15 protein-coding genes and 1 pseudogene (1 of these 16 running past the window's edge) are annotated in these 18,601 nt (G+C 73.8%); 10 read left to right on the forward strand and 6 right to left on the reverse strand.

The window, feature by feature from the left end:
* The first annotated feature begins 154 nt into the window (after positions 1–154).
* Entirely contained in the window at positions 155–1,111 is a 957-nt protein-coding gene (locus VSR01_RS30075; RefSeq protein ID WP_326452179.1) for a bifunctional riboflavin kinase/FAD synthetase, read from the forward strand.
* A 66-nt stretch (positions 1,112–1,177) separates the two neighbouring features.
* Here the strand turns inward: VSR01_RS30075 and VSR01_RS30080 are convergent, their stop codons facing one another.
* From VSR01_RS30080 to VSR01_RS30100, 5 genes are all read right to left on the reverse strand, one after another.
* Positions 1,178–1,840, reverse strand: coding sequence for a response regulator transcription factor (locus VSR01_RS30080; protein WP_326453898.1), 663 nt, complete (start codon positions 1,838–1,840; stop codon positions 1,178–1,180).
* A gap of 53 nt (positions 1,841–1,893) precedes the next feature.
* Positions 1,894–3,108: a sensor histidine kinase gene (locus VSR01_RS30085; protein ID WP_326452180.1), complete on the reverse strand. Its 1,215-nt coding sequence runs from the start codon at positions 3,106–3,108 to the stop codon at positions 1,894–1,896.
* Positions 3,109–3,229: 121 nt separating this feature from the next.
* The gene (locus VSR01_RS30090; protein WP_326452181.1) at positions 3,230–4,069 is read right to left on the reverse strand and encodes an ABC transporter permease; all 840 of its coding nucleotides are present in this window, start codon (positions 4,067–4,069) and stop codon (positions 3,230–3,232) included.
* On the reverse strand, positions 4,066–4,995 hold the full coding sequence (locus VSR01_RS30095; protein WP_326452182.1) for an ATP-binding cassette domain-containing protein: 930 nt from the start codon (positions 4,993–4,995) through the stop codon (positions 4,066–4,068). Before VSR01_RS30095 ends, VSR01_RS30090 begins: the two co-directional genes overlap by 4 nt.
* Positions 4,996–5,243: 248 nt before the next feature.
* Positions 5,244–8,186, reverse strand: a complete 2,943-nt coding sequence (locus tag VSR01_RS30100; protein WP_326452183.1) for an AAA family ATPase — start codon at positions 8,184–8,186, stop codon at positions 5,244–5,246.
* Positions 8,187–8,714: 528 nt separating this feature from the next.
* Here VSR01_RS30100 and VSR01_RS30105 point away from each other — a divergent pair.
* The 6 genes and pseudogenes from VSR01_RS30105 (at position 8,715) to VSR01_RS30130 (ending at position 15,825) form a co-directional block, all read left to right on the forward strand.
* Complete coding sequence (locus tag VSR01_RS30105) at positions 8,715–8,897, forward strand: hypothetical protein (RefSeq protein ID WP_326452184.1); 183 nt, start codon at positions 8,715–8,717, stop codon at positions 8,895–8,897.
* Between the two features lie 1,274 nt (positions 8,898–10,171).
* Positions 10,172–10,459: a 30S ribosomal protein S15 gene (rpsO, locus tag VSR01_RS30110; protein ID WP_033173003.1), complete on the forward strand. Its 288-nt coding sequence runs from the start codon at positions 10,172–10,174 to the stop codon at positions 10,457–10,459.
* Positions 10,460–10,781: 322 nt separating this feature from the next.
* Positions 10,782–13,013, forward strand: coding sequence for a polyribonucleotide nucleotidyltransferase (locus tag VSR01_RS30115; protein WP_326452185.1), 2,232 nt, complete (start codon positions 10,782–10,784; stop codon positions 13,011–13,013).
* On the forward strand, positions 13,010–14,401 hold the full coding sequence (locus VSR01_RS30120; RefSeq protein WP_326452186.1) for a M16 family metallopeptidase: 1,392 nt from the start codon (positions 13,010–13,012) through the stop codon (positions 14,399–14,401). The genes VSR01_RS30115 and VSR01_RS30120 overlap by 4 nt, the downstream gene beginning before the upstream one ends.
* A gap of 99 nt (positions 14,402–14,500) precedes the next feature.
* Positions 14,501–15,241: pseudogene (gene dapB / locus VSR01_RS30125) on the forward strand (4-hydroxy-tetrahydrodipicolinate reductase); the annotation flags it as partial.
* A gap of 119 nt (positions 15,242–15,360) precedes the next feature.
* The gene (locus VSR01_RS30130; protein ID WP_326452187.1) at positions 15,361–15,825 is read left to right on the forward strand and encodes a hypothetical protein; all 465 of its coding nucleotides are present in this window, start codon (positions 15,361–15,363) and stop codon (positions 15,823–15,825) included.
* A gap of 72 nt (positions 15,826–15,897) precedes the next feature.
* On the opposite strand, the gene VSR01_RS30135 is transcribed toward VSR01_RS30130, so the two are convergent.
* Positions 15,898–16,443, reverse strand: a complete 546-nt coding sequence (locus tag VSR01_RS30135; protein ID WP_442785577.1) for a PH domain-containing protein — start codon at positions 16,441–16,443, stop codon at positions 15,898–15,900.
* 280 nt (positions 16,444–16,723) lie between these two features.
* Between VSR01_RS30135 and thyX the strand changes: the two genes are divergently transcribed.
* The 3 genes from thyX to VSR01_RS30150 all read left to right on the forward strand — a co-directional run.
* Positions 16,724–17,416 (forward strand): FAD-dependent thymidylate synthase, encoded by a 693-nt coding sequence (gene thyX / locus VSR01_RS30140; protein WP_326452188.1) that lies wholly within the window; start codon positions 16,724–16,726, stop codon positions 17,414–17,416.
* 160 nt (positions 17,417–17,576) lie between these two features.
* Positions 17,577–18,476, forward strand: coding sequence for a 4-hydroxy-tetrahydrodipicolinate synthase (gene dapA / locus VSR01_RS30145; protein ID WP_326452189.1), 900 nt, complete (start codon positions 17,577–17,579; stop codon positions 18,474–18,476).
* Between the two features lie 60 nt (positions 18,477–18,536).
* Positions 18,537–18,601, forward strand: partial view of a ribonuclease J gene (locus tag VSR01_RS30150; protein WP_326452190.1) — the 5' end (the start) only. Its footprint extends 1,621 nt past the window's final position; only the first 65 of its 1,686 coding nucleotides appear in the window; its start codon is at positions 18,537–18,539; its stop codon lies beyond the right edge, outside the window.

Raw genomic sequence — 18,601 nt, forward strand, 5'->3', positions numbered from 1 at the left:
CCACGGGGAGACGTGCCGAGGGGCGCGGGCGTCCGGCGGCATGGCAGGCTTGTGCTTGCACGTCTGCCTTCTGCCCGCCGACGGTTCCCGCGGCGGCAGACGGGGAGACACAACCAGGAACAGCAGGAATCAGCAGCAGAAGCGGAGCGTCAAGGTGCAGCGCTGGCGGGGCTTGGAAGACGTTCCCGGTGACTGGGGTCGCAGCGTCGTCACCATCGGCTCGTACGACGGGGTGCACCGCGGGCACCAGCTGATCATGGGCCGGGCCGTGCAACGCGCCCGCGAACTCGGCCTCCCCTCGGTCGTGGTGACCTTCGACCCGCACCCCAGCGAAGTGGTGCGCCCCGGCAGCCACCCGCCGCTGCTCGCCGCCCACCACCGGCGCGCGGAGCTGATCGCCGAACTCGGCGTCGACGCCCTGCTGATCCTCCCCTTCACTCGGGAGTTCTCGCAGCTCTCGCCGAGCGAGTTCATCCGCACCGTGCTGGTCGACGGCCTGCACGCCCGGCTCGTCGTCGAGGGCCCCAACTTCCGCTTCGGCCACAAGGCCGCCGGCGACGTCGACTTCCTGTCCGCGCTCGGCCTGAAGTACGACTACGAGCTGGAGGTCGTGGACCTCTTCGTGCGCGGCGCGGCGGGCGGCGGCGAGCCGTTCTCCTCCACCCTCACCCGGCGGCTGGTCGCCGAGGGCGACGTCGAGGGCGCCGCCGAGGTGCTGGGACGGCCGCACCGCGTCGAGGGCGTCGTGGTGCGCGGTGCCCAGCGCGGCCGCGAACTCGGCTACCCCACCGCCAATGTCGAGACCCTCCCGCACACCGCGATCCCCGCCGACGGGGTCTACGCCGGCTGGCTGCACGTCGGCGGCGAGGCCATGCCCGCGGCCATCTCCGTCGGCACCAACCCCACCTTCGACGGCACCGCGCGCACCGTCGAGGCCTACGCCATCGACCGCGTCGGCCTGGACCTCTACGGCCTGCACGTCGCCGTGGACTTCCTCGCCTACCTGCGCGGCATGGAGAAGTTCGACTCCATCGACGCCCTGCTGGAACGCATGTCCGACGACGTCAAGCGCGCCCGCGAACTCGTCGACGTCACCCAGCCCCAGCCCTGAACCCGCCCGCCGGCCGCGCATGAGACGCCCCCGCCGACCCGGCCGCCGCGCGGGCCGACTCCGCTGTCAGGCCGGCCGGACCAGGCGCGTCTCGTAGGCGAACACCACCGCCTGCACCCGGTCGCGCAGTTCCAGCTTCACCAGGATGCGGCTGAGGTGCGTCTTCACGGTCGCCTCGGCCAGGTGCAGCCGGGCCGCGATCTCCGTGTTGGACAGACCCCGGCCCACCTCCACGAGCACCTCCCGCTCCCGCGCGGTCAGCCGGGCCAGCCGCTCGTCCCCGCCGCCCGCGGACACATCCGGTCCGGGCAGCCGGTCGGCGAAGTGCTCCAGCAGCCGCCGGGTGATGCGCGGCGCGACCACCGCGTCCCCCGCCGCCACCGACCGGATCGCGGCCAGCAGCTCCTCCGGCAGCGCATTCTTCAGCAAGAACCCCGACGCGCCCGCCCTCAGCCCCGCGAAGGCGTACTCGTCCAGGTCGAACGTCGTCAGAATCAGCACCCTCGACTGCGGACAGCTCTCCACGATCCGCGCGGTCGCCTCGATCCCGTCCGTCCCCGGCATCCGCACGTCCATCAGCACCACGTCCGGCCGCAGCAGCCGGGCCTTGCGGACCGCCTCCTCGCCGTCCCCCGCCTCCCCGGCCGTCTCCATGTCCGACTGCGCGTCCAGCACCATCGTGAACGCCAGCCGCAGCAGCGGCTCGTCGTCCACCAACAGCACCCGCACGGGTCTGTTCCCCGCCGGCGCCGCCTCCGCCGCCGGTGCGTCCTGCGTCCCGTTCACGGCACCTCCGCTGTCGTCAGGTCCAACTCGGCCGCCACGCGCCAGCCCCCGCCCGGGCGCGGACCGGCGGTCAGCCGGCCGCCGTAGGCGGCGGCCCGCTCCCCCATCCCGTGCAGACCGTGCCCGCCGGCGCCCGACGGCGCGGCCGTCACCGCGCCCGCGCCGTCGTCCGTGACCGACACGCTCACCGCGTCCGCCCGGCACGAGACCGCCACCTCCGCCCGCGTCCCGGCCGGCGCGTGCTTCAGCGTGTTCGTCAACGCCTCCTGCACCAGCCGGAACACCGTCAACTGCGCCGCCCCGCCCACCGCGGCGGGCTCCCCGGTCACCTCCAGCCGCGTCGGCAGACCGGCGGCCCTGACCTGCTCGGCCAGCGCGCCCAACTGGTCGATGCCCGGCATCGGATGCCGCAGCGCGTCCGGCTCGTCCGCCCGCAGCACCCCGAGGAAGCGGCGCATGTCGGTGATCGCCTGCCGCCCCGTGACGCCCACCTGCCGCATCGCCGCCGTCGCCCGCTGCGGCGACGTCTCCTGCGCGAACACCGCGCCGTCCGCCAGCGCGACCATCACCGACAGGTTGTGCGTGACGACGTCGTGCATCTCCCGCGCGATCCTGGCCCGTTCGCCCGCCACCGCCAGTTGCGACTGCTGGTCGCGCTCGCGCTCCAGCCGCACCGCCCGGTCCTCAAGGAACGTCATCCGCTCCCGCCGCCCACGGATGTTGGAGCCGATCACCGCCGCCGCGATCGCCATCGCCGACAGCGAGATGACCGTCGCCACCGCCCGCTCGTGGATCGACCAGCGCACGGCGGCCAGCAGGATGCCGACCTCCAGCACCCCGAACGCCGCCATCGTGCGGGCCCGGTCGCAGCAGACCGCCACGGTGTACAGGGCCAGCAGCAGCGCACCGTCGGCCGGGGTCCGCACATTCGCCAGCCACTGCCCGAACGCCGCCGCGGCCACCACCCCGAACACCAGCAGCGGCGCCTTCCTGCGCCAGGCCAGCGGAGCGATCAGCGCCAGGTGCACCGGCAGGATCACCGGCGTCCGGTCCATCAGCGGCCCGTGCATCAGCGCCGACAGCGCCCCCATCAACGCCCCGGCCAGACAAGCGTCCTGCACCCACGGCGACGCGACCTCCGCGGCCCGCCGCCGCAGCTCGCCGACCGCCCGCCGGGCGGTGCCCGCGAGCCGCGACCGCGGCCCGATCACCGCCCCGCCGGCCCCGCGCCGACCGCCCCACTGCCGACTGCCCCACTGCTGATCGCCGCCGGCCCGGTCCGCGCCGAACCGGCGGCCACCGCCTGCCGCCCCCGCACCGCCCCGGCCCCCGTCAGGCGTCGCGGCGCTTCAGCAGGACCGCCGCGCCCGCCAGCGCCACCACCGCGTAGAGGCAGAAGACCGCGAAACCCGTCCACGGCTGCAGCGTATGCGCCTCGTGGTGCAGGGCGACCACCGATTGCCCGGCATTGCTGGGCAGCCACTGGTTGACGTGGTTGCCCCAGGAGGCCGGAAGCGCCTCGGCCAGCACCGGCACCACCAGCAGCAACCCGAAGACCGTGGCGATGCCGCCCGCGGTGTTCCGGATCAGCGCGCCGATCGCGACCCCGAGCAGCCCCACCACCGTGAGGTAGAGCGACACGCCGAGCACCGAGCGCAGCACCCCGGGGTCCCCGAGGGAGATGCCTATGTGGCGCGAGGACATCAGCGACTGACCGAGCAGGAAGGCGATCACCGACCCGACCGTCGTCACCACCAGCACCACGGCCGCGAACAGGGCGGCCTTCGCCCACAGCACCGGGAGCCTGCGCGGCACCGCGGACAGCGAGGCGCGGATCATCCCGGTGGCGTACTCCCCGCTGATCATCAGCACGCCCAGCACACCGACCGCGAGCTGCGCCAGGAAGAAGCCGCGCAGACTGGTCAGCGCCGGGTCGAACGTCGCCTTCTCATGGGCCGACATGCTCGGCCAGTGGCTCGCGGTGAAGGCCGAGAAGAGCGCCCCCAGACCGATCAGCGCGACCACCGCCGCGAGCAGCGTGTAGAAGGTGGACCGCAGCGAGCGCAGTTTGATCCATTCCGAGTGCAGCACCCGCAGCTGCGTGACTTCCCCGCGGGGCGCCGGGGCGCTGGTCCGCGGCGCGGGCTCCGCCGTCATCGTGGTCGTGGTCATGCCGCCTGAACCTCCGTCGCGCGAGCGGGCGCCTGGTATTCGACGGCGTCCTTGGTCATCTCCATGAAGGCCTGCTCCAACGAGGCCTGCTGCGGGGTCAGTTCCGCCAGGGCGATGCCCGCGTCCGCCGCGATCCGGCCGATCCGGTCGCTGGTCAGCCCGGTCACCTCCAGCACCTGCGCGTCCAGCGAGGCCACCGACACGTCCGGCCCGACCAGCAGCCGGCGCAACTGCTCCGCCGACTCGGTGCGCACCCGCACCGACACCCCGGCCGCCGACCCCACGAACTCCGCCACCGAGGTGTCGGCGATGAGCCGGCCGCGGCCGATCACGATCAGGTGCTCGGCCGTCAGCGCCATCTCCGACATCAGGTGTGAGGACAGCAGCACCGTGCGGCCCTCGGCCGCCAGGTCCTTCAGCAGATTCCTGATCCAGAGGATGCCCTCCGGGTCCAACCCGTTGACCGGCTCGTCCAGCACCAGCGTGGACGGGTCGCCCAGCAGCGCGCTGGCGATGCCGAGCCGCTGGCCCATGCCCAGGGAGAAGCCGCCCACCCGCTTCCTCGCGACCTCGTCCAGACCGACGATCCCGATGACCTCGTCCACCCTGCGCCGCGGTATCCCGGTCGTGGCCGCCAGCGCCAGCAAGTGGTTGTAGGCGCTGCGGCCGGTGTGGACCGCGCGGGCCTCCAGCATCGCGCCCACCTCGTGCAGCGGGGCGCGGTGCTGCGCGTACTCCTTGCCGTTGACGGACACCCGGCCGGACGTGGGGGCGTCCAGACCCAGGATCATCCGCATCGTGGTGGACTTGCCCGCGCCGTTCGGCCCGAGGAAGCCGGTCACCACGCCTGGGCGGACGGTGAAGCTGAGGTCGGTCACGGCAGCGCGCTCGCCGTAGCGCTTGGTCAGGGAATGGGCCTCGATCATGGGGTGGTCCTCAGATGATGCGTTGTCGGACGGTGGATCTCCATCGTCGCCGCCGCATCCCGCCGCCGCGACGGACCACGGGCGGATTCCGCTTCCGCTCCCGTGCCACCCCGGTCTGACGCCGTGTACGACCGGCGTCGTACGGCTCACCCGAACAGCCGCAGGGGCCGCCGCGCCGGATTCGCGCGACGGCCCCTGCCGGAACCCTGCCGGGACGGCCCCGCCGCCCCCGCTGCCCCCTACCCGCCTTACTGCTGCGGGGCGGGCGGCGGATATCCGTAGCCCGGGGGGTCCTGCGGCTGTTGCCCCGCCGCAGGCGGCTGTCCGGGCGCGTCCGCCTGGCCGAACCCGCCCGCCTGCCCGAACCCGCCCGGCTGACCGGACTGGCCCGGCTCGCCGAACTGACCGGGCTGCGGCTGACCCGGCTGCCCCGCCCCGGGACCGCCGGGCTGCGGCCAGCCCTGTTGCGGCTGGGGAGCCTGGGGCTGGAACGACTGCGGCTGGAAGGGCTGCTGCGCGGCGGGGTCCTGCGGCGCCTGCGGGTACGGCTGCGGAGCCTGCGGCGCGCCCCCGTACTGGCCGGGCGGCACCTGCCCCGGCGCCGGTGCGAACTGCTGCGGGACCTGCCCCGCCGGGCCCGGCTGCCCCGCCGGGCCCGGCTGCCCGGACTGCTCCGGCTGCTGGCCCGCCTGTCCCGGATACCCGTACCCGGACTGTCCCGGCTGCCCCTGTCCCGGCTGGGGCTGCCCCGGCTGGGGCTGCCCCGGCTGGGGCTGCCCCGGGTAACCGCCCGGCGCGCCCTGCTGTGGATACCCCGCGGGAGCGCCCTGCGCCGGTGCGCCGTACGGTCCCGGGACCCCTCCGTAGGGGCCGGTCGGCTGGCCCGGCATCGGGGGAGCCTGGACCGGCGGCGGGTTGGAGCCGTCCTGCGTCCACAGGCCCTGCGCCTGCTGAGCGCGGGCGAAGTCCTCGGCGACCATCGCGGACAGGTTGAAGTACGCCTCGCGGGTCTTGGGCCGCATCATGTCGAGGTCGACCTCGGCGCCGGCCGCCAGATGCTCGTCGAACGGCACGACCTGCACGCCGCGGCACCGCGTCCTGAAGTGCGCCACGATGTCCTCGACCTTGATCATCTTGCCGGTCTCGCGGACCCCGGAGATGACCGTGATGCTGCGCGAGACCAGTTCCGCGTAGCCGTGCGCGGACAGCCAGTCGAGCGTGGTGCTCGCGCTGGACGCGCCGTCGACCGAGGGCGTCGAGACGATGATCAGCTGGTCGGCCAGGTCCAGCACGCCGCGCATCGCGCTGTACAGCAGCCCGGTGCCGGAGTCGGTCAGGATCACCGGGTACTGCTTGCCGAGGACGTCGATCGCGCGCCGGTAGTCCTCGTCGTTGAACGCCGTCGAGACGGCGGGGTCCACGTCGTTCGCGATGATCTCCAGGCCGGACGGGGCCTGCGAGGTGAACCGGCGGATGTCCATGTAGCTGTTGAGGTACGGGATGGCCTGCACCAGGTCGCGGATGGTCGCGCCGGTCTCGCGGCGCACCCGGCGGCCGAGGGTGCCCGCGTCCGGGTTGGCGTCGATCGCGAGGATCTTGTCCTGCCGCTCGCTGGCCAGCGTCGAGCCCAGCGCGGTGGTCGTCGTGGTCTTGCCGACGCCGCCCTTGAGGCTGATCACCGCGATGCGGTAGCACGACAGCACAGGGGTGCGGATCAGGTCCAGCTTGCGCTGCCGCTCCGCCTCCTCCTTCTTGCCGCCGAGCCTGAACCGCGACGGCTGGGCGTTGGCCCCCGGCTTCTTCGGCTTCGGCTGGTTGCGCAGCAGCCGGTCGGAGGACAGCTCGACCGCGGCGGTGTAGCCGAGCGGCGCCCCGCCCTGCGACGTGCGCTGGCGCTGGTCGGGAGTGACCGTCGGCCAGCCGCCGGCCCGCGGGTCGACCGGGCCCGCAGGCTGCGGCGCCTGCGGACCGGCCTGCGCGGCGGCGGGGCCGGCCTGCTCCTGCGGGGCAATGGGCAGCCCCTGCGCTCCGGGCTGACCGGGCTGACCGGGCTGGTGGAACTGCCCCGGCTGCTGCGCCGGCTGACCGGCGGCCTGAACGCCGGGCGCACCGGGTTGTGCCGCGACACCCGGTTGTCCCGCCGAGCTCGGCTGCCCCGGCACACCTGACTGCGGTTGCGGGAAGCCGTAACCGCCCTGCGCCGACAGCGGCGGCAGCGGCCCCGGCTCTGCGTGCGGCTGCGCCTGCTGCGGGAAGCCGTAGCCGCCCTGCGCGGGAGCGTCCTGCCCCGGTCCGGCGGCGGCCTGGGGGACCTGGGGGCTCTGGAGCGATTGCGGGGCGTGAGGCGCCCCGAACTCCGCCGCGCTCTGCTGCTGTTGCTGGGGGATGCCGCCGGGCGGCACCGGGTCCTGGCCCTGCGGCGCCGCCGCCCGCGCGTCGACCGGCGGCAGCGCGTACGACGTCGGCGCGGGCAGCCGCTCCGCCCCGGCCGCAGGAGCATCGGACGGAGCGGGCAGGCCCGCACCACCCGCCGGCGGGAAGCCGTAACCCCCCTGCGCGGCCGGCTGCTGCGGCCCGGCCTGCGCGGCCGGCTGCGCCTCCACCGCAGGGGGCTGCGGCGCCGCGGGAGCGGGCGCCACGGGAACGGCCGCCGCGGGCTGCGGCTGCGCCTGCTCGGGTACGGGCGGCTGGGCCTGCGCCTGCTGCGGGAAGCCGTAACCGCCTGGTACGGACGGGGGAACGGGCGCGCCGGGCTGCGCACCGGCGCTCGGGGACGGAGGCTGTGCGGCCGCGGCAGGCGGCGGATAGCCGTACCCCTGCGGCGCGGCGGGCTGCTCGGCGGCGGGCGGCGGCAGGTGCGGCTGAGGCTGTGCCTGTACCGGCGGCTGGGGCTGCGCCTGGGACTGTGTCGGCGCCTGGGACTGCGCCTGCACCGGCGGCTGGGGCTGGGGCTGGGACTGCGACGGGAACGGGAGCTGCGCGGCCGGTCCCGACGGCGGGGGGAAGCCCGCCACCGGCTCCTGGGGGTTCGCCTCGGGCCCGGCGGCGGGCGCGGGCGCCGGCGGGAAGCCGTAGCCGCCCGGGGTCACCGGACGCCCGGTCGGCGGCGGGAAGTCGAGCCCCGCGGCTCCCTGCGGCGCGGGCGCGGGAGCCGCCGGCGGAACCGGTCCCGACGCCTCGGGCGAGGGCACGCCGGGCGCGGCGAAGGCCGAAGCGGCAGGCGGCGCGGGCGGGTTGGGCCCACCCGGGTGCAGCGGCGCCTGGGGCGTCTGCGGAGCCTGGGGAGCGGGCGGCGCGGCCTCGGCCTGCGGCGCGGACGGATTCGCGTCCCTCGACGGCGCGGCGGGGGCGCCGGCCGGCGGGGATAGACGCCGGCGCTCGGTGCGGGCGGGTTGGGGCCGCCGGGGTGCAGCGGCACGTCCGCGCGCTCGTACGACGGCGGCAGCGGCGGCAGCGGACCCTGCGGCGGGGCGGGGGCCCACGGGTTCGCGTTGGGTGTCAGCGGGGTCCACACCAGCGGGCGCTTGGCGGGCTTGGCGTCCTCGCCAGGAGCCTCCTCCGGGGCGTCGTCTCGAGTGCCCCGAGAAGGGTCCTGCGGGGCATCCCGGGCGGCGGGCTCGCGCGGCTCGCGCGCGGGCGGTACGTCCCGGGGCGCGGGCGGCGGGGGTGCGTCCTCGCGCGCGCGGGGCGCGTCGGTCTCGGGCTCGTCCACCGGCTCCGTGTCCTCCACCCGTTCCGGGAGCTTCTCGCCCGCCCGCTCCTCGATCTGGCGGCGCATCGCCGCCGCGGAGAAGCGCAGCGTGGCGTCCGGGCGCGGCGGCGCGGACACGGCGGGCGTCGCCCCGTCCTCGGAGCCGTCCGCGGAACTGTCCGGGGAAATGTCGGCGGAACCAGTGGCGTAGGAAGTGTCGGCCGCGTCTCCCGCGGCGCCGCCCGAACCCGATCCCGAACCCGATGCCGACCCTGATCCCGAACCCGACCGCGACCCCGAACTCGACCACGGGTCCGAGCCCGTACGCGCGCCGGAGCCGGCATCGGCCCCCCACCCAGGCCGCGCGGCCGGTGCCGTCGGCGCGACCGGGGGCGCCGGCGGCAACGACGAGGCCGACCACGACGGCTCCGCGTCGCGCTCCGAACCCCCGCCGTACGCCGGACGGTCCGCGGAGTCGCTGGAGCCCCGGGCGCCCGAGGCGTCCGAGGCGCGCGAGGAGTCCGCCCCGGCGCCGCCCGAAGCGTCTCCGTCCCCGTCCCCGTCCCCGTCGTCGCCCGCGTCCCCGGACGCGTCCGGCACGGTCAGCGACGAGGGGACCGAGGCCGCGGACCAGGACCCCGCGGAGGCGGAGGCAGCGGGGGACCACGCGGTGGGCGAGGTGGAGGGACGCGCGTCCCTCGCCGTCGACGCTGAGGGACGCTCCCCCTCGCGTACGTCCGCCTCCCTGGCGTCCCGCGCGCCGGCGCCCCCGGGCTCCTGCGCGTCCTCTGCGCCTTGTGCCTCGTGGCCTTGTGCCTCGTGCGCCGCCTCTTCCGCGTCGTCCGCTTCGCGCGACGCCGTCGCACCACGGCTGGAGGCATCCTGCATGTACCAGGCGGGCAGCCGCGGCCCGAGGTCGAACTCGCCCGTGTAGTCCGACTCGGACGCGTCCTCGACAGGGGCGGCCCCGGCCACGCCGTTCTCGTCCCGATCGCTGCTCACTATGCCTCCTGGTGACTTGCGGTCAACCGCCGCTGCGGGCCTTCTCACAGCACCCGGCGACCGGTTCACCCTCCCCGTTCAGCCCAAGACTAATCGCCGGTAGCCTTCCGGCGTCAGGCCACTCCGGGCTGCGTTCTCCACGGCGATCGGCCGTCGGGGGGTCCGCCGGCGGGGCGGCCCACCGGCCGTCGACGCGCCCGCGCGGCACCGTCCCGCCACCGGCTCCCGGACCCCCGGACGACCGCGTGACCCGCGGCGGGGAGCCACATGATCTGCGGCGGGGAGCCACATGACCCGCGGGTAGGAACGCCCCCGCGGACTGGTACCCTGGGTGACGGCACACATGTGTTCACGCGCGTTCACATGCGCCTTCGGCGCACCCACGCGTCCGCACCGTGCGGCCGAGCCTCGCGAGTTCCGTGAGATACCCCCGAGACGAAGACCGGGGGCGCTCGCAGGCCCCATCACACCCAAGGAGTCCGTATGTCGCTCGACGTCGAGACGAAGAAGCAGATCATCGCCGAGTTCGGCACCAAGGAGGGCGACACCGGCTCCCCCGAGGTCCAGGTCGCCCTGCTGTCGCGCCGGATCTCGGACCTGACCGAGCACCTCAAGACCCACAAGCACGACCACCACAGCCGTCGTGGTCTGCTGATCCTGGTCGGCCAGCGCCGCCGTCTGCTGCAGTACCTGGCCAAGAAGGACATCACCCGCTTCCGCGAGCTCCGCGAGCGCCTCGGCATCCGTGCCGGCGCGGCGGGCGTTCGCTAGGACGCCGTGGAGGGAGCGGTTCCCGTCTCGACGGGGCCGCTCCCTTCGGCATATGTGCCGGATGAACCGGTCCCGTATGCACCCGGCGACGGGCTGTGCACAGGACGTGCGCGATCCACGCGTCGTCTGGTGCAATGGTGCCGTTGACAACGAATGAGGAGGAGCGTCCTCCTATCCGCCGCATACGCCGGTCCTCGGTAGTGGCCCCCGGATGGCACCCCCACCCGGCGGCTTCGATCGAAGACCGGCCCCGGCGGGACGCCCCTCCACCGATGGCCCGCAGGGAGACGCCCTGCGGGCGAGGACGAGGAGAAACCCGAGAGTGGAGAACGAGACCCACTACGCCGAGGCCGTGATCGACAACGGCGCCTTCGGCACCCGCACCATCCGCTTCGAGACCGGCCGGCTGGCCCGCCAGGCCGCCGGTTCCGCGGTCGCCTACCTGGACGACGACACCATGGTGCTGTCGGCCACCAGCGCCTCGAAGCAGCCCAAGGAGCACTTCGACTTCTTCCCCCTCACGGTGGACGTCGAGGAGCGCATGTACGCGGCCGGCCGGATCCCCGGCTCCTTCTTCCGCCGCGAGGGCCGTCCCTCCGAGGACGCCATCCTGACCTGCCGGCTGATCGACCGCCCGCTGCGCCCGTCCTTCGTCAAGGGCCTGCGCAACGAGATCCAGATCGTCGCCACCGTCATGGCGCTCAACCCCGACCACCTCTACGACGTGGTCGCCATCAACGCCGCCTCCTGCTCCACGCAGCTGGCCGGCCTGCCCTTCTCCGGCCCGATCGGCGGCGTCCGCGTCGCCCTGATCCGGAACCAGTGGGTGGCCTTCCCGACCCACACCGAGCTGGAGGAGGCCGTCTTCGACATGGTCGTGGCCGGCCGGGTGCTCGACGACGGCGACGTCGCGATCATGATGGTCGAGGCCGAGGCCACCGACAAGACGATCAAGCTGATCGAGGCCGGCGTCGAGGCGCCCACCGAGGAGGTCGTCGCGGCCGGCCTGGAGGCGTCCAAGCCGTTCATCAAGGTGCTGTGCAAGGCGCAGTCGGAGCTGGCCGCCAAGGCCGCCAAGCCGACCGCCGAGTTCCCGATTTTCCTGGACTACCAGGACGACGTGTTCGAGGCGCTGGAGTCCGCGGTCACCGACGAGCTGGCGCAGGCGCTGACCATCGCCGGCAAGCAGGCCCGCGAGGCCGAGCTGGACCGGGTCAAGGGCCTGGCCGCCGAGAAGCTGCTGCCGCAGTTCGAGGGCCGCGAGAAGGAGATCTCCGCTGCCTACCGCTCGCTGACCAAGAAGCTGGTCCGCCAGCGCGTCATCCGCGACCGGGTGCGCATCGACGGCCGCGGCGTGACCGACATCCGCACCCTGGCCGCCGAGGTCGAGGCGATCCCGCGGGTGCACGGCTCGGCGCTGTTCGAGCGCGGCGAGACCCAGATCCTGGGCGTCACCACGCTCAACATGCTCCGGATGGAGCAGCAGCTGGACACGCTGGCGCCCGAGACGCGCAAGCGCTACATGCACAACTACAACTTCCCGCCGTACTCCGTCGGCGAGACCGGTCGCGTCGGCTCGCCCAAGCGGCGCGAGATCGGCCACGGCGCGCTCGCCGAGCGCGCCCTGATCCCGGTGCTGCCGACCCGCGAGGAGTTCCCCTACGCGATCCGGCAGGTCTCCGAGGCGCTCGGCTCCAACGGCTCCACGTCGATGGGCTCGGTCTGCGCCTCCACCATGTCGCTGCTGAACGCGGGCGTGCCGCTCAAGGCCCCCGTCGCCGGCATCGCCATGGGCCTGATCTCGCAGGAGATCGAGGGCGAGACGCACTACGTGGCGCTGACCGACATCCTCGGCGCCGAGGACGCCTTCGGCGACATGGACTTCAAGGTCGCCGGCACCAAGAACTTCGTGACCGCGCTCCAGCTGGACACCAAGCTCGACGGCATCCCGGCGTCCGTGCTCGCCGCGGCCCTCAAGCAGGCCCGCGACGCGCGGCTGCACATCCTCGACGTGATGATGGAGGCCATCGACTCCCCGGACGAGATGTCCCCGAACGCGCCGCGGATCATCAGCATCAAGATCCCGGTGGACAAGATCGGCGAGGTCATCGGCCCCAAGGGCAAGATGATCAACCAGATCCAGGAGGACACCGGCGCCGACATCTCCATCGAGGACGACGGCACGGTCCTGATCGGCGCGACCGAGGGCTCCCAGGCCGAGGCCGCGCGCACGATGATCAACCAGATCGCCAACCCGACCATGCCCGAGGTCGGCGAGCGCTACCTGGGCACGGTCGTGAAGACCACCACCTTCGGCGCCTTCGTGTCGCTGATGCCGGGCAAGGACGGGCTGCTGCACATCTCGCAGATCCGCAAGCTGGCCGGCGGCAAGCGCGTGGAGAACGTCGAGGACGTCCTCGGCGTCGGCACCAAGGTGCAGGTCGAGATCGCCGAGATCGACCAGCGCGGCAAGCTCTCGCTGATCCCCGTCATCGACGGCGAGGACGAGGCGGACGGCGCCCAGGACGGCGCGAAGGACGAGTCGGCCAAGTGACCAGCCGCTCCACCGCTGCGACGGCCCGCCCCTCCACCGAGGGGCGGGCCGTCCGCACGCGGGCCACCAGGACCCGCACGCTGCTGCCCGGCTCCGACGGCGTCGGCACCGTGCGGCGCAGCGTCCTGCCCGGCGGCCTGCGGGTCGTCACCGAGACCCTGCCCACCGTCCGCTCCGCGACCTTCGGCATCTGGGCGGGCGTCGGCTCCCGCGACGAGACCCCGGTGCTCAGCGGCGCCACCCACTACCTGGAGCACCTGCTCTTCAAGGGCACCGAGCGGCGCAGCGCCCTGGAGATCTCCGCGGCCGTCGAGGCCGTCGGCGGCGAGATGAACGCCTTCACCGCCAAGGAGTACACGTGCTACTACGCGCGGGTGCTCGACACCGACCTGCCGCTGGCCATCGACGTGGTCAGCGACATGCTCACCTCCTCCCTGATCCGCCAGGAGGACCTCGACGCCGAGCGCGGCGTGGTCCTGGAGGAGATCGCGATGACCGAGGACGACCCGGGCGACCAGGTCCACGACCTGTTCACCACCGCGCTGCTCGGCGACTCGCCGCTGGGCCGCCCGGTCCTCGGCACCGTGGAGAGCGTCAACGCGCTCACCCGCGACCAGGTCGCCCGCTTCTACCGCAAGCACTACGACCCCACCCGGCTCGTGGTGGCCGCCGCGGGCAACCTCGACCACGCCAGCGTGGTCCGCCAGGTCCGCCGCGCCTTCGACCGGGCCGGCGCGCTGCGGGACGCCGACGCACAGCCGCGGCCGCCGCGCGGCGGCGCCCGCGCCCTGCGCACCGCCGGCCGCGTGGAGGTGCTGGACCGGCGCACCGAGCAGGCCCACCTGGTGCTCGGCATGCCCGGCCTGTCCCGCACCGACCCGCGGCGCTGGGCGCTCAGCGTGCTCAACGCCGCGCTCGGCGGCGGGATGAGCTCCCGCCTGTTCCAGGAGGTCAGGGAGAAGCGCGGCCTGGCGTACAGCGTGTACTCGTACACCTCCTCCTACGCCGACTGCGGCATGTTCGGCGTCTACGCGGGCTGCCAGCCGCGCCGGGTGCAGGAGGTGCTCAAGATCTGCCGCGACGAACTGCACCAGGTCGCCGAGCACGGCCTGTCCGACGAGGAGCTGCAGCGGGCCGTCGGCCAGCTGTCCGGCTCCACCGTGCTGGGCCTGGAGGACACCGGCGCGCTGATGAACCGCATCGGCAAGAGCGAACTGTGCTGGGGCGAGCAGCTGTCGGTGGACGACCTGCTGGCCAAGATCGCGGCGGTCACTCCACAGGAGGTGCGCGACGTGGCGCGCGACGTGCTGGGGCAGCGGCCCTCGCTGGCCGTCATAGGGCCGGTGAAGGACAAACAGGCCGCGCGGCTGCACGAGGCCGTCGCGTAAGGTGCGCGTGGCCGCCCGTGCGCCCGGCGGCCGTAAGGTGCGGGTCGCCGCCCCTCCCCGGGGCGGCGCCTTCTGGACGAACCGGAGGACCGGGAAACGATGAGCAAGCTCCGTGTGGCCGTCATCGGCGCCAAGGGGCGGATCGGCTCGGAGGCGGTACGCGCCGTCGAGGCCGCCGACGACCTGGACCTGGTGGCCGCGCTCGGCCGCGGTGACGACCTCGGCGCGCTCACCGAGGCGGGTGCGCAGGTCGCCGTGGAGCTGACGCACCCGGACGCGGTCATGGACAACGTCGAGTTCTGCGTCGGCCACGGCATCCACGCCGTGGTCGGCACCACGGGCTGGACCCCGGAGCGGATCGCCGCGGTCGAGGGCTGGCTCGCCGGCTCGCCCGGCACCGGTGTGCTCATCGCCCCGAACTTCTCCATCGGCGCGGTGCTGACCATGCGGTTCGCCCAGCAGGCGGCCCGCTGGTTCGAGTCCGTCGAGATCATCGAGCTGCACCACGACAAGAAGGCCGACGCGCCCAGCGGCACCGCCACCCGCACCGCGCAGCTGGTCGCCGCGGCCCGCGCGGCGGCCGGACGCGGCCCGCAGCACGACCCGACCACCCACGCCCTCGACGGCGCCCGCGGCGCCCGTGTCGACGACGTCCCGGTGCACTCGGTACGGCTGCGCGGGCTCCTGGCGCACCAGGAGGTCCTCTTCGGCGGCACCGGCGAGACGCTCACCATCCGGCACGACTCCCTACACCACAGCAGCTTCATGCCGGGCATCCTGCTGGCCGCGCGCACGGTCCCGGGCGTGCCGGGCCTCACCTTCGGCCTGGAGCACTTCCTGGGCGACGACGCGGGCGCGGCCACAGGTGCGGATGCGGGCACGGATGCCGGCGTGGGTGCGGACACGGACGCGGGCGCGGGTGTCGGCCGTGGCGCCGTCTCCGAGGGGGCCTGACCGCCATGGGCGCCCGGCTCAGCTACGCGGCCTCCGCGGTCGCACTGGTCTTCTACTTCGTCCTGGTGGGCGACCGCGGCGTGCTGCTCATCGCCGACGGCCGCCCGGTCACCGTGGCCTTCGGCGTGGCCGTCCTGGTGCTGCCGCTGATCGGCGCGTGGTTCCTGTGGCACACCACCCAGTTCGCCCGGCACGCCGGCCGGCTCGGCCGCGAACTGGAGGCGGAGGGCGGCCTGCCGGTCGACGAGCTGAAGCGCACCCCCAGCGGCCGTATCGACCGCGACTCGGCCGACGAGGTCTTCGCCAAGCGCCGCGCCGAGACCGAGGCCGCCCCCGACGACTGGCGCAACTGGTTCCGGCTGGCCATCGCGTACTTCGACGCCCGCGACACGCCGCGCGCCCGCAAGGCGATGCAACGGGCCATCGCGCTGCACGACGGCAAGGACGTGCCGCAGGACGTGACGGTCTGACGGGCGAGCGGCGGGCGGCTTCGGGGCGGCTCGCCCGTGAGCCGGGGCCGTGCGGCCCGGCGCCGGCCGTGCTCAGCGCAGCTCGGCCGACCAGCCCTCGATGGCGTCGGCGGCGATGTCGAAGGCCTCCACCCGGCCGAGGAAGTCCGCGTTGTGGTCGGTCAGCATGGGCCGCAGCGGCCCGCCGCCCTTGCGGGTGATGACCAGCGCCTGCCCCATCACGGTCCGCGGCAGCCCGAGGACCTTCACCGGCTGCTGGGCGGTGCGCACGCCGGCGACCTTCGACCACGGCACCGTCACCGTGCCGAAGAAGCCCACCTGACGCAGCCCCTTGCCGCTCAGCCACACACCCGTGCGCAGCAGCCGCAGCGTCGCGGCGATCACCACGACCGCGCAGACCAGGCACGTCACGGCGCCGTCGACGCTGCTCGCGGCGACCATGATCACCGCGGCGAACATCAGATAAGCGGCCAGCATCAGGGCGAGCGCGGCGACGGCCACCCGCCAGGGGCCCGGACGGTAGGGCCGCAGCCAGCGGTCGTGGACGGCGTGCGGCAGCGGCCGACCGGTCGCGAACTCGTCGTCGACGGCGGCCGGGGAGTCGTAGGGCAGGGACACGCGGAGGATCCTCTGGTTCCGGCAAGGCATTGCGGCAGGGCTTCGTCGGGTGAGGCTAGCCGTGAACGCGGCGACGGCCAACATCCGGGCCGCGCCTGCCGGGTACGCCCCACTGTCGGACCCACCGCTTAGGCTGGGCGGCGCACTGCAGCCAAACAGGAAGGCCCCCTCGGTGTCCACTGACCAGCCATCCGCAGCCGAGGTCCGCGACGCGCCCGACAGCCCCGAGACGCCCGAAGCGCCAGAGGCGCCCGACGCCGGCGTCCGGTTCCGTGACGACGTGAGCGTCGAGCTCGTCAAGCACAGCGCCTCGGACTCCGACGTCCTGTGGGCGGCCCGGGTCTCCACCGCGGGCGAGCAGTCCCTGGCCGAGTTGACCAAGGACCCCGAGCGCTCCAAGGGCCTGATCAACTTCCTCATGCGGGACCGCCACGGCAGCCCCTTCGAGCACAACTCCATGACCTTCTTCGTCAGCGCCCCGATCTTCGTCTTCCGCGAGTTCATGCGCCACAGGGTGGGCTGGTCGTACAACGAGGAGTCCGGGCGCTACCGCGAGCTGCAGCCGGTGTTCTACGTGCCGGGGGCCGACCGCAAGCTCGTGCAGCAGGGGCGTCCGGGGAAGTACGAGTTCGTGCACGGCACGCCCGAGCAGCACAAGGCGACCGTCGCCGCGATGGAGGAGTCGTACGCGCAGTCGTACGCCGCGTACCAGGACATGCTGGCGGCGGGGGTGGCGCGGGAGGTGGCCAGGGCCACTCTCCCGGTGGGACTGTTCTCGTCGATGTACGCGACGTGCAACGCGCGCTCGCTCATGCACTTCCTCGGGTTGCGCACGCAGCACGAACTGGCCCGGGTCCCGTCCTTCCCGCAGCGCGAGATCGAGATGGTGGGGGAGCGCATGGAGGCCCTGTGGGCGGAGCTGATGCCGCTGACCCATGCCGCGTTCAACGCGAATGGCCGAGTCGCCCCCTGATACATGTCCGAAGTGTTCGGATTGCAGGCATTCGTGAAGTTCATCTAGGCTGCAGAAACGGACCCCGGCGCTGCTTGAACCCCCGAGCAGGCAGCGCCGGAGTCCTTTCCGCAGGTCCCACGGCTGCGTCCTGACACACCCACCCAGTACCGTGGGGACCATGGCTCCGACCTCCACCCCCCAGGCCCCCTTCGGCCGGGTGCTGACCGCAATGGTCACGCCGTTCACCGCCGACGGCGCCCTCGATCTCGACGGCGCCCAGCGCCTCGCCGCCCACCTCGTCGACGCCGGCAACGACGGGCTCGTCCTCAACGGCACCACCGGGGAGTCGCCGACCACGAGCGACCAGGAGAAGGAGCACCTCGTCAAGGCGGTGCTCGAAGCCGTCGGCGACCGCGCCCACATCGTCACCGGCGTCGGCACCAACGACACCGCGCACAGCGTGGAGCTCGCGCGCCGGGCCGAGCGCGCCGGCGCCCACGGCCTGCTCGCCGTCACGCCGTACTACAGCAAGCCCCCCCAGGAGGGCCTGCACCGGCACTTCACCGCCATCGCCGACGCCACCGGTCTGCCCGTGATGCTCTACGACATCCCCGGCCGCAGCGGCGTCCCCATCGAGACCGAGACCCTGGTCCGGCTGGGCGAGCACCCGAGGATCGTCGCCAACAAGGACGCCAAGGGCGACCTCGCCGCCGCCGGCTGGGCCCTCTCCCGCAGCGGCCTGGCCTGGTACTCCGGCGACGACATGCTGAACCTGCCGCTGCTGTCGATCGGCGCCGTCGGCTTCGTCTCCGTCGTCAGCCACATCGTCACCCCCGAGCTGCGCGCCCTGCTGGACGCGTACACCGGTGGCGACGTCGCCAAGGCCGCCGAGATCCACCAGCGCCTGCTGCCCGTCTACACCGGCATGTTCCGTACCCAGGGCGTCATCACCGCCAAGAGCGCCCTCGCGCTGCGCGGACTGCCCGCAGGACCCCTCCGGCTGCCCCTGGTGGAACTCACCGGGGAACAGGCCGACCAGCTCAGGAAGGATCTCGCCGCGGGCGGGGTACACCTGTGACACACAGACTTCACAACTGAATACGCACCACACGAACGCCGAATATGGAGAGATCGACCTTTGAGCCATCCGCATCCTGAACTCGGGCCGCCGCCGCCTCTCGCCGACGGGGGTCTGCGCATCAC

It is taken from the genome of Actinacidiphila sp. DG2A-62 (assembly GCF_035825295.1).
Taxonomy (GTDB): domain Bacteria; phylum Actinomycetota; class Actinomycetes; order Streptomycetales; family Streptomycetaceae; genus Actinacidiphila.

Excerpts from the sequence above, each read along its gene's own strand:
- VSR01_RS30090 (WP_326452181.1), bottom strand. The coding sequence starts at position 4,069 with ATGACCACGACCACGATGACGGCGGAGCCCGCGCCGCGGACCAGCGCC.
- VSR01_RS30095 (WP_326452182.1), bottom strand. The coding sequence starts at position 4,995 with ATGATCGAGGCCCATTCCCTGACCAAGCGCTACGGCGAGCGCGCTGCC.
- rpsO (WP_033173003.1), top strand. The coding sequence starts at position 10,172 with ATGTCGCTCGACGTCGAGACGAAGAAGCAGATCATCGCCGAGTTCGGC.
- VSR01_RS30130 (WP_326452187.1), top strand. The coding sequence starts at position 15,361 with ATGGGCGCCCGGCTCAGCTACGCGGCCTCCGCGGTCGCACTGGTCTTC.
- dapA (WP_326452189.1), top strand. The coding sequence starts at position 17,577 with ATGGCTCCGACCTCCACCCCCCAGGCCCCCTTCGGCCGGGTGCTGACC.